Origin of the sequence: Pseudoalteromonas sp. PA2MD11 (assembly GCF_017808125.1) — a bacterium.
Classification (GTDB): domain Bacteria; phylum Pseudomonadota; class Gammaproteobacteria; order Enterobacterales; family Alteromonadaceae; genus Pseudoalteromonas; species Pseudoalteromonas simplex.
The window spans coordinates 262,479-273,392 of record NZ_JADKNF010000001.1 but is presented as its reverse complement, the minus strand read 5'-3'; the positions used below and the strand labels follow the sequence as shown (position 1 = coordinate 273,392).

At 41.8% G+C, this 10,914-nt stretch carries 10 protein-coding genes and 3 tRNA genes; 4 read left to right on the top strand and 9 right to left on the bottom strand.

Going from position 1 to position 10,914, the window contains the following annotated elements:
- Positions 1-3: 3 nt before the first annotated feature.
- From ISP07_RS01165 to lolB, 9 genes are all read right to left on the bottom strand, one after another.
- Positions 4-78 (bottom strand) — tRNA-Gln (locus tag ISP07_RS01165).
- A gap of 40 nt (positions 79-118) precedes the next feature.
- Positions 119-203 (bottom strand) — tRNA-Leu (locus ISP07_RS01160).
- Positions 204-340: 137 nt separating this feature from the next.
- Positions 341-417 (bottom strand) — tRNA-Met (locus ISP07_RS01155).
- A gap of 637 nt (positions 418-1,054) precedes the next feature.
- The gene (gene ychF, locus ISP07_RS01150) at positions 1,055-2,146 is read right to left on the bottom strand and encodes a redox-regulated ATPase YchF (RefSeq protein ID WP_054551655.1); all 1,092 of its coding nucleotides are present in this window, start codon (positions 2,144-2,146) and stop codon (positions 1,055-1,057) included.
- Between the two features lie 34 nt (positions 2,147-2,180).
- A complete protein-coding gene (pth, locus tag ISP07_RS01145; RefSeq protein ID WP_082389177.1) occupies positions 2,181-2,765 on the bottom strand; it encodes an aminoacyl-tRNA hydrolase in 585 nt (194 codons plus the stop codon).
- Between the two features lie 19 nt (positions 2,766-2,784).
- A complete protein-coding gene (locus ISP07_RS01140) occupies positions 2,785-3,396 on the bottom strand; it encodes a 50S ribosomal protein L25/general stress protein Ctc (RefSeq protein WP_054551653.1) in 612 nt (203 codons plus the stop codon).
- Between the two features lie 152 nt (positions 3,397-3,548).
- Positions 3,549-4,496, bottom strand: coding sequence for a ribose-phosphate pyrophosphokinase (locus tag ISP07_RS01135; RefSeq protein WP_209326536.1), 948 nt, complete (start codon positions 4,494-4,496; stop codon positions 3,549-3,551).
- A 79-nt stretch (positions 4,497-4,575) separates the two neighbouring features.
- On the bottom strand, positions 4,576-5,442 hold the full coding sequence (ispE, locus tag ISP07_RS01130; protein ID WP_209326535.1) for a 4-(cytidine 5'-diphospho)-2-C-methyl-D-erythritol kinase: 867 nt from the start codon (positions 5,440-5,442) through the stop codon (positions 4,576-4,578).
- 2 nt (positions 5,443-5,444) lie between these two features.
- Positions 5,445-6,032, bottom strand: coding sequence for a lipoprotein insertase outer membrane protein LolB (lolB, locus tag ISP07_RS01125; RefSeq protein ID WP_209326534.1), 588 nt, complete (start codon positions 6,030-6,032; stop codon positions 5,445-5,447).
- Between the two features lie 83 nt (positions 6,033-6,115).
- Here lolB and hemA point away from each other — a divergent pair, with 83 nt between their 5' ends.
- From hemA to ISP07_RS01105, 4 genes are read left to right on the top strand one after another with little or no spacing between them, the layout of a single operon-like run.
- Positions 6,116-7,372, top strand: coding sequence for a glutamyl-tRNA reductase (gene hemA, locus ISP07_RS01120; RefSeq protein ID WP_209326533.1), 1,257 nt, complete (start codon positions 6,116-6,118; stop codon positions 7,370-7,372).
- Between the two features lie 7 nt (positions 7,373-7,379).
- The gene (gene prfA / locus ISP07_RS01115) at positions 7,380-8,465 is read left to right on the top strand and encodes a peptide chain release factor 1 (protein ID WP_054551648.1); all 1,086 of its coding nucleotides are present in this window, start codon (positions 7,380-7,382) and stop codon (positions 8,463-8,465) included.
- Positions 8,466-8,467: 2 nt separating this feature from the next.
- Positions 8,468-9,310: a peptide chain release factor N(5)-glutamine methyltransferase gene (gene prmC / locus ISP07_RS01110; RefSeq protein ID WP_209326532.1), complete on the top strand. Its 843-nt coding sequence runs from the start codon at positions 8,468-8,470 to the stop codon at positions 9,308-9,310.
- A 45-nt stretch (positions 9,311-9,355) separates the two neighbouring features.
- On the top strand, positions 9,356-10,894 hold the full coding sequence (locus tag ISP07_RS01105) for a response regulator (protein ID WP_209326531.1): 1,539 nt from the start codon (positions 9,356-9,358) through the stop codon (positions 10,892-10,894).
- Positions 10,895-10,914 lie beyond the last annotated feature (20 nt).

Sequence of the window (10,914 nt, the reverse complement as noted above, 5' to 3'; positions counted from 1 at the left end):
AAGTGGCTGGGATACCAGGATTTGAACCTGGGAATGGCAGGATCAAAACCTGCTGCCTTACCGCTTGGCGATATCCCAACAAAGAATAAGTTGATAGTTTGAGTTCTTATCAAGAACATGGTGCGGAAGGAGAGACTTGAACTCTCACAACCGAAGTTACTGGAACCTAAATCCAGCGCGTCTACCAATTCCGCCACTCCCGCATACCTTTTGCGTTCGTAGTAAGGGAACCTAAATCCAGCGTCTTAATCAAGACGTCGGCCAATTCCGCCACTCCCGCATCATTCGTACTTAAAGTACTGGTAGTTATTTTAAACTCTTCATTGAGCAACAAAAAGAATGGTGGCTAAGACGGGATTTGAACCTGTGACCCCATCATTATGAGTGATGTGCTCTAACCAACTGAGCTACTTAGCCATCTTTTTTGTTAGCACTTCATCGCTGAGTGCGGGGCGTATTATGCTGATATGACCTAAATCCGTCAACACCTTTTTTGCAAAAAAATGCTTATCAGTGTTTGTTTGCATTAAAATTAAGCTAAGTGGCGAAATTTCATTTAAATTGCTGTTTTTTTGACTGCAATTTATGGGTTTAATTCCCAAACGCATAGTAAGAGTTTTAAAACGTACATTTAAAGTTGCTTGATTTTCATACAAAAATCAAGTTTCAAAATTAGTTAGCGTGATCTTTTAGGTGATTTAAACATAAAAAAGTGAAAGCGAATGAATTTATATAGGCTATTTTGTCACTAAGGGGGCTTATTTTTACTTTTAAAATCCCCACAATTTGCTAATCGAGCAGTCAATAGGTCACAAAATTGCTAGCGAGCTTTGAAATCCCCTCTAATTAACTGTTGTTATCACTCATTTGCTTTCGACGACGATTCACTGTTAAGCATAAATAACACCGTACATCACTAAAAAGAACAAGCAGAGGTAAGGCTGCAGAAGTATTAACCACCATGCTTTGATGATTTAGGGAAGGGTTAGTAATATTTAGGCAATAAAAAAGGCTCGTAATAACGAGCCTTTAATAATCGAATGAGCAAATATGCTTATACGTTAAATAAGAAGTTCATCACATCGCCGTCTTTAACGATGTATTCTTTACCTTCTTGACGCATCTTACCCGCTTCTTTAGCACCGCTTTCGCCTTTAAACGCAATGTAGTCGTCAAATGCGATAGTTTGTGCACGAATAAAGCCACGCTCAAAGTCAGTGTGGATTTTACCAGCAGCTTGTGGTGCAGTAGCACCTACTGGGATTGTCCATGCACGTACTTCTTTAACGCCAGCAGTGAAGTAGGTTTGTAATTTAAGTAACTCGTAACCACCACGGATCACTAAGTTAAGACCTGGCTCTTCTAAACCTAGGTCAGCCATAAATTCTAGTTTATCTTCTTCTTCAAGTTCAGATAACTCAGATTCAATCGCTGCACATACTGGAATAACAACCGCATCTTCTGCAGCAGCAATTTCACGTACTTTGTCTAGGTAAGGGTTATTTTCAAAACCATCCTCTGCCACGTTAGCAATATACATGGTAGGTTTGATTGTTAAGAAATTAAGCGGCTTAATCGCTGCTTTTTCTTCTTTTGTTAGTTCTAAAGAACGTAACGTTAAACCTTCATCTAAGTGTACTTTTACTTTTTCTAAAACAGCATTTTGCTCTTTAGCGTCTTTGTCGCCGCCTTTAGCTTTTTTAGCATTACGAACAATCGCTTTATCAGCACTGTCCATATCAGCAAGTACTAATTCAGTGTTAATTACATCGATATCATCAGCAGGGTCAATTGTGCCAGCAACGTGAACAATGTTTTCGTCTTCAAAACAACGAACAACGTGACCAATCGCATCTGTTTCACGAATGTTTGCTAAGAATTGGTTACCTAAACCTTCACCTTTCGATGCGCCTTTTACTAGACCGGCAATATCAACGAATTCCATCGTCGTTGGTAAAATACGCTGAGGATTTACGATAGCGGCTAAATCATTCAAGCGCGCATCAGGAACCGGTACCACACCCGTGTTAGGCTCAATGGTACAGAAAGGGAAGTTAGCGGCTTCAATACCCGCTTTAGTTAGTGCATTAAATAGAGTTGATTTACCAACGTTTGGCAAACCAACGATGCCACATTTAAAACCCATAGTAAGATACCTTGTGTAATTTCATTAAAACGGATTAAGGTTTAAATGAATGTAGTCTGTTTTGTGCTTTTAACACACCATCTTTTGCAAGTATTTCCATACAACGAACTGCTTCGTCAACGGCGGCGTCCATTTTTTCTTGATCGTCTTTCGCGGCTTTACCTAGCACCCAGCCTGTTACCATTTCTCGGTGACCTGGATGACCAATGCCAATGCGAAGGCGCATGAAATCTTTTTGGTTTGCCATTTTCGCAATAATATCTTTTAAACCATTGTGACCGCCGTGGCCGCCACCTTTTTTAAGTTTTGCAATCCCAGGATCTAAGTCCATTTCGTCATGAGCAACGAGAATGTTCTCAACAGGGATTTTAAAGAAATTAGCGAGACTACTCACCGCCTTACCACTTAAATTCATATAAGTTGTAGGGATCAGTAATTTAAATTCTTGGCCTTGAATAATCACTTTGCCGGTGAGGCCGTGATATTTAGGATCATGTTTGAGTGTGCAGTTATAACGTGCAGCCAGTTCTTCGATGAACCAAGCACCTGCATTATGGCGTGTGTTTGCGTATTCGGGGCCTGGATTAGCCAGGCCCACAAGCATTTGAATAGAATTCAAGGTGTTTACACCTTAAAAATTATTCTGCAGCGTCTTCTGAAGCTTCTTCTTCAGCTGGAGCTGCTTTGTTAGCTTTAACAGTAACAACTGACTGATCGTGATCAGCGCCTTTAGTTAGCTCAACAGATGAAACACCTGAAGGAAGTTTAAGGTCAGAAAGGTGGATTGAATCACCAGCTACTAAGTCTGAAACGTTAACTTCAACGAACTCAGGAAGTGCTTTAGGAAGACACGTGATTTCGATTTCAGTTAATTGGTGAACAACAGTGTTACCAGCTTTAGTTACTTTCTCTTCACCGATGAAGTGTACAGGCACTTTAGTGTGAAGTTTGTGAGTAGCATCTACACGTTGGAAGTCTAAGTGAGTGATCTTAGGCTTGTACGGGTGACGTTGAATATCTTTAAGGATAGCTTCAACTGACTCGCCACCGATGTTTAAAGTAAGGATGTGCGTGTAGAAACCTTCGTCTTCTTGCGCTTTGATCATATCTTTGTGTGCAAGAACGATTGATGCAGCTTCTTTGTCAGCACCGTAAAGGATTGCAGGAACTTTATCTTCACGGCGTAGGCGGCGGCTCGCACCAGTACCTGTTTCTGTACGTAATTCTGCATTGTATGTGTAAGTTGACATAATGTCTCCAATAATTAATAGTCTTAGGGCCTTTGCGACCAAGGTCCCCAGCCAAAAGGCGCGCTATCATACCACCCCTTTCAGGGAAAATAAATAACGACTACAAAAAAAGCACCTAAGCGGTGCTTTTATTAGTATTGCAGTAATGTTGATTAGTGTTCAAACATCGCTGAAATAGATTCTTCGTTGCTGATACGACGGATTGTTTCAGCAAGCATATCTGCAAGTGTAAGCACTTTGATTTTATCAATTGCTTTAAGCTCATCAGATAGTGTGATTGAGTCAGTTACGATAACTTCGTCAATGACTGAGTTACGAATGTTCTCAGCTGCATTACCTGAAAGTACTGGGTGAGTAGCGTAAGCAAATACGCGTTTTGCACCGTGTTCTTTAAGCGCTGCTGCTGCTTTACATAAAGTGCCACCGGTATCGATCATGTCATCAACGATGATACAGTCACGACCTTCAACGTCACCAATAATGTGCATTACTTGTGAAACGTTTGCTTGTGGACGACGCTTGTCGATAATAGCAAGGTCTGTGTCGTTTAATAGCTTAGCGATTGCACGAGCTCGAACAACACCACCGATATCAGGAGAAACAACAACTACGTCTTCGAAGTCGCGTTCTTTCATATCTTCAAGTAGTACTGGGCTACCAAATACGTTATCAACTGGTACGTCGAAGAAACCTTGGATTTGTTCAGCGTGTAAATCAACCGTTAGAACACGGTCTACACCAACACTTGAAAGGAAATCTGCAACTACTTTAGCTGTAATTGGTACACGCGCAGAGCGCACGCGGCGGTCTTGACGTGAATAACCAAAGTAAGGGATAACGGCAGTAATACGTCCAGCAGACGCACGACGTAGGGCATCAACCATAACGATAAGCTCCATTAAGTTATCGTTAGTAGGGTTACAGGTTGATTGGACAATGAAAACGTCAGAGCCACGAACATTTTCATTAATTTGAACACTGATCTCACCGTCACTAAAACGGCCAACAACAGCATCGCCTAATTCAATATACAAACGTTTTGCAACTTTTTGAGCTAGCTCAGGTGTTGCGTTACCAGCGAAGAGCTTCATGTCAGGCACGGTAGGGTTCCTCAGGCACTGAATTTTGGGACTAACAGGCTATGGTAGGCACCAAAGCAGGTTAACATTTACTTGTACGTTACTTCATTTCAAAGTGAGCATTTAATGCTGTATGAGCAGGAGAAAGTGTAGCACTACTTGCAACAAAACCTGTCCATTTTTCTGGTAATTGAGCTAAAACTTGTTGTGCTTGTGCCTCGGTTGAAAACTCAGCAAAGCAGCAAGCGCCTGTACCAGTCATCTTTGACGGGGCGTATTTTAGCAACCACTGCAGGGCTTTTTCAACCTCGGGGCAGAGCTTTTTAACTAAAGCCTCACAATCATTGCTTAAATTTTCTGTTTGCCAGTCTGCTTTTAGCTTAGGTGTGTCGCGCTTTAAATCTGGGTGAGTAAAAATTTTTGCGGTGCTCACATGCTGCCCTGGATGCACCACACAGAACCAACTTTGCGGTAATTCAATATTTTCTAGTTGCTCGCCAATCCCATGCGCAATAGCAGTGTGACCATTTATAAATACCGGTACATCAGCGCCTAATTTCACCCCAAGCTGAGCTAATTCTGTAAGTGATAAATCACAGCCCCATAATTTATTAAGAGCAAGTAGAGTAGTGGCGGCATCAGATGAGCCGCCGCCAACACCACCGCCCATAGGCAAACGTTTTAATAACTTTATTGAAGCGCCTTTTTGGCAATCACAGTGCTGTTGTAATAAACGGGCTGCTTTATATATAAGGTTATCTGCAAGCTCAATACCGTTTGTATCACCGGTTACTGTAATATTTGGCTCGTTACTAACCGTAAATGTTAAGTCATCACCAAACTCTAAAAAGGTAAATAAGGTTTCGAGTTCATGGTAGCCATCTTCACGGCGACCATTTATATGAAGAAATAAATTAAGTTTTGCAGGTGCTATTAGAGTTAGCGGGGCGGTTGAAGCGTGTGTCATGATTAATTTAACTGCCAATCATTAAGTTGAATTTTAATACGAATTTTATTGTTTTTAAGGCTTAGCTTAACAGGAAGCCAATAACCATCTTGTTTGATGTAGTCTGAATAGGTTATTTGCCACTGTTGACCATTGTGTGCTTGCCAGATAAGACTTTTTAAACGGCCTTGCTCATCATAGCTGGCTTGGTCGCTCTCGACGGTGCCTTTTAGCCACTTTGCGGCATTATCCAATGGGATTGAAAAGCCGGTTAAACGGTATAACAACATTGAGGCATCACGGTCGGTATATACATTGTCGTCATACTCAAGTTCAGCACCTTGTGCATTTTGTTTTAAAGACAGAATACGGGTACCAATAAAACTGGTAAGTACCATGTCACTGTATTGCTCATCATGTTGCCAATTTAAATTGGCTGACTGACGTTGCTCTGTACTAATAAATGCCATTTTGCCTTGTACTTGCCACTGTGCTTGTTGTTCTAATCGGCTTTTCCAGTCAGGATAAATGTAATCAAGTGTTGAAATTTTTTGCGCACAACCGCCGATAAATAAAAAAAACATGAATAAAATCAAATATTGTTTAATCAAATGTCGTTCCTTACTTTCCATATTCCGCTGATTTTTGGTAAAATTAATGCCTTTACAGCTGGGCTTAGCAATATTTGGTACATATGACCATCGTAGCACTTGGTATAAATCACAAAACCGCATCCGTAGAATTACGCGAAAAAGTCGCGTTTTCGCCTGAGCAAATGTCTGAGGCGTTACAGCAATTAAGTGGTCATGCGCATTTTAATGAAGCGGTTATTGTTTCGACCTGCAACCGAACTGAAATCTATTGTAGCCTTGCTGAGCGTAATTCCCAAACCCTGTTGCACTGGTTAGCCAGTTTCCATGGATTGGATGAACATGAACTGAGCAATAATATCTATTATCATGAAGATCACGAAGCGATTAATCATTTAATGCGAGTGTCTTGTGGTCTAGATTCGTTAGTACTCGGTGAGCCGCAAATTTTAGGGCAAATAAAACAAGCCTACCATAATGCAAAAACTCACGATGCCATTGGTGTAACTTTTGACCGTTTGTTTCAAAAAACATTTTCAGTGGCAAAACAAGTTCGTACCGAAACTGACATCGGTGCCAGTGCTGTATCTGTTGCTTATGCCGCGGTTAATCTTGCGAAACATATTTACGGCAAACTAGATAAAACCAATGTGCTGCTAATTGGTGCAGGTGAAACGATTGAACTCGTTGCTAAGCACTTATACCAAAACGATCCGCAAAAAATAACGGTGGCAAACCGAACTATTGAACGCGCTAAAACCTTAGCCAGTGAGGTTAACGCGGATGTGATTGCACTTGCCCAGTTACCAGAGCGTTTACACGACGCCGATATTGTTATTAGTTCAACCGCCAGTACCTTGCCTATTATCGGTAAAGGGGTGGTAGAGCAGGCGTTGAAAAAGCGTCGCCACAAACCAATGTTATTTATCGATATTGCGGTACCGCGTGATATCGAAAGCCAAGTAGGCGAATTAGATGCTGCCTATTTGTATTCAGTTGATGACTTACAAGCCATAGTAAGCGAGAATATCGCCGCCCGTGAGCAGGCTGCGGAGCAAGCGCAAGCTATTATTCGCTCACGTACCGATGAATTTGCTATGTGGTTGCGTTCACTCGATTCGGTGGATCTTATTCGCCATTATCGCAACGATGTACAAGATATAAAGTCAGAACTTGTCGAAAAAGCCCTTGGCCAGCTACAAGCAGGTAAAGAGGCAGAAAAAGTAATACTCGAGTTGGCAAACAAACTGACCAACCGCTTGATGCACGCACCTACCCGTGCCATTCAAGATGCTGCTAAAAAAGGTGAAGCAGCGGAGTTAAGCCAATTAAAGAAAATGTTAGGTATTGATCAGGAATAGTCGTTAAATGAAAGAGTCTGTTTATAGAAAATTAGAAACCTTAGTTGAGCGTTATGAGGAAGTGCAAGCGCTACTAAGCGACCCCTCTGTGATCAGCGACCAAAATCGCTTTCGTGCCTTATCTAAAGAATACTCAGAATTAGAAGAGATCGTAAAAGCATTTTTAGCTTACCAACAAGCCCAAGATGATGTTGCTACAGCAGAAGAAATGTTAAAAGACTCTGATCCTGATATGCGTGAAATGGCGCAAGAAGAATACAAAGAAGCAAAAGCACAAATTATTGCATTAGAAGATGAAATCCAAATTCTAATGCTACCAAAAGACCCTAAAGACAATAATAACGTCTATTTAGAGGTTCGTGCCGGTACTGGTGGTGATGAAGCTGCTATCTTCGCAGGTGACTTATTCCGTATGTACAGCCGCTACGCTGAAACTAAAAAGTGGAAAGTAGAGGTAGTAAGTACTAACGAAGGTGAGCACGGCGGTTATAAAGAAGTCATTGCGCATATCTCTGGTGAAGGCGTGTATGGTCAGCTTAAGTTTGAATCAGGTGCGCACCGTGTACAACGTGTTCCAGAGACAGAATCGCAAGGCCGTGTTCATACCTCAGCGTGTACGGTAGCTGTTATGGCAGAAATTCCTGAAGCGGAAGCAATTGAAATTAACCCTGCTGATATTAAAGTGGATACCTTCCGTGCTTCGGGTGCCGGTGGTCAGCACGTAAATAAAACTGACTCAGCAATCCGTATTACACACATTCCAACGGGTGTGGTTGTAGAGTGTCAGGATGAGCGTTCACAGCATAAAAACCGTGCCAAAGCGATGTCTGTACTTGGCGCACGCTTACAACAAGCTGAAGATGAAAAGCGTCAAGCGGCGGAAGCATCAGAACGTCGTAACCTAGTAGGTAGCGGTGACCGTTCTGAGCGTATTCGTACTTATAACTACCCGCAAGGTCGTATTACCGATCACCGTATTAATTTAACACTTTATCGTTTGAATGAAGTGGTTGCTGGTGATTTAGGAAGTGTTATCGAACCTCTAATGCAAGAACACCAAGCTGACTTACTTGCCGCGATGGGCGATGAATAATCGTGCCACAATGCATTGAACAAGCAATTGTTGCTGCAACGGCGTTGTTAACGCCTAGCAGCGACAGTGCTAAGTTAGACGCACAAGTCCTGTTATTGTCTATTCTTGATAAACCTCGTAGCTACTTATTTACCTGGCCCGAAAAACAACTTACCGAACAGCAACAACTTGATTTTGAACAAGCATGTCAGCGCCGTTTAAATGGTGAACCAGTTGCTCACATTGTTGGTTTTCGTGAATTTTGGAGCCTTCCTTTAAAGGTTAATCCAACAACTCTGATCCCAAGACCTGATACCGAAACATTAGTTGAATATGCTTTAGGCCTTGAGCTTCCTTCTGCTGCAAACGTGCTTGACTTAGGCACTGGCACAGGGGCAATTGCCTTGGCATTAGCCAGTGAAATGCCTAATTGGCAGGTGACAGGGGTTGATAGAGTGGCTGATGCAGTTGAGCTTGCCGAAGAGAACAAACAACGACTCAATATTAACAACGCCACTTTTGCGTTAAGCAATTGGTTTAGTGCAGTAAGTACACAAAAGTTTGACCTAATTGTTAGCAACCCACCGTATATTGAACATGATGATGAGCACTTAAGCCAAGGTGATGTTCGCTTTGAACCGCTCTCAGCATTAGTTGCAGATGACGACGGTATGGCTGATATTAAACAAATTATTACTATCGCACGTGACTATTTAGCAACAAATGGCTATCTTTTAATTGAACATGGCTACAAACAAAGTGTGAAGGTACAAGAATTTTTTGCACAAATGTCGTATAGCCATATACTTACAATTAAAGATCTTGGCGGTAATGACCGTGTAACGTTAGCACAATGGCCTAAATAACAATAAAGCGCACTGTGCGTACATAGCCTTTGAGGATCCCATAGAATGGATGATTTTTTGTTTTCGGATGAAGCACTTGACGAAGTTAATGAGGTGGTTCAGGGTAGTTGGAAAGTCATCGTCGTTGATGACGAGCCAGAAGTACATGCCGTAACAAAGCTTGCGTTGAGTGACTTTGAATTTCAAGATAAACGTTTAGAGTTTATTAGCGCCTATTCGGGTGAAGAAGCTAAGCAGGTTATTCAACAGCATCCAGATGCGGCTATCGTACTACTCGATGTGGTTATGGAAACCGACGATGCAGGCCTCAAAGTCGCTAAGTTTATTCGCGAAACCGCAAAAAATAATCATATTCGTATCATTCTTCGCACTGGTCAGCCTGGGCAAGCACCAGAGCGTCAGGTCATCGTTAATTACGATATTAATGACTACAAATCAAAAACTGAATTGACAGCACAAAAACTGTTCACAGTAGTGATGTCGAGCTTGCGTTCATATCGTGATATTTTGTCGATAGAACAATCTCGTCAAGGCCTTGAAAAAATTATTAAAGCATCGCGAGACATTTTTTCGACTCATTCTCTTGAAAGCTTTATTGAAGGGGTGATGCAACAACTTACCTCATTATTAGGAACCGTTGATCAGGCCATGTATGCAACCAGTTTAGTTGCGAGTAACCCACAAGATAACCAAAAGAAGCTAGTGGTGTTTTCGGGCCGAGGTGAGTTTGAACGCAGTGAAGGCAAGGCGATTGAAGAGGTGTTAAGTCACGATCAGCTTCAAGCCTGTCAGCAAGCCTTACATGAAAAAACCATTGTTTATCGTGAGAACTATTTATTTGCCTATTGCAGTAGTGAATATAATCATAATTCCATGTTGTTTATTTCAGGTATCCCTAAGCATTTAACCGACACTCAGCGTCACTTGATTGAAATCTTTTCGCAAAATGTGCAGCTGGCGTATGAAAATGTACAGTTACAATCTGAAATCGAAGCAACACAACAAGAGTTAGTATTTAGGCTCAGTGAAGCGTTAGAGCAACGTTCAACTGAAACAGGTAACCATGTAAAGCGCGTGTCGCACATTTGTTATGAACTTGCCATGGGCTATGGTCTATCAAAACGCGAAGCAGAGCTTATTCGCTTAGCTGCGCCATTGCATGATGTGGGTAAAGTGGGTATTCCCGACGCTATATTAAATAAGCCGGGGCCATTGACCGATGAAGAGTGGGCTATCATGCAACTTCATGCTGAAAAAGGTCATTTAATTTTAAAAGACTCCAATCGTGACATTGTTAATACTGGCGCAGTGATTGCGTTGTCACACCATGAGCGTTGGGATGGTTCAGGCTACCCGAAAGGGTTGAAAGGCGAAGACATCCCTATTGCAGGTCGCATCGTGGCTTTAGCTGATGTGTTTGATGCACTGCGCCATAAGCGTTGTTATAAAGAGCCGTGGTCACTTGACGATGTAGTAAAAGAAATTAATGCGCAACAGGGTAAACAATTTGATCCAAAGTTGATTGATGTGTTTAATCAGCGAATTAAAGAAATAGAAGACGTACTTGTACGTTATCCAGATTAATTAAAATAAAATTAGGGGCA

Coding starts and splice junctions, on each gene's coding strand:
- ispE (WP_209326535.1), bottom strand. CDS start 5,442: ATGACACACGCTTCAACCGCCCCGCTAACTCTAATAGCACCTGCAAAA.
- hemA (WP_209326533.1), top strand. CDS start 6,116: ATGACCATCGTAGCACTTGGTATAAATCACAAAACCGCATCCGTAGAA.
- ISP07_RS01105 (WP_209326531.1), top strand. CDS start 9,356: ATGGATGATTTTTTGTTTTCGGATGAAGCACTTGACGAAGTTAATGAG.
- ISP07_RS01140 (WP_054551653.1), bottom strand. CDS start 3,396: ATGTCAACTTACACATACAATGCAGAATTACGTACAGAAACAGGTACT.
- prfA (WP_054551648.1), top strand. CDS start 7,380: ATGAAAGAGTCTGTTTATAGAAAATTAGAAACCTTAGTTGAGCGTTAT.
- ychF (WP_054551655.1), bottom strand. CDS start 2,146: ATGGGTTTTAAATGTGGCATCGTTGGTTTGCCAAACGTTGGTAAATCA.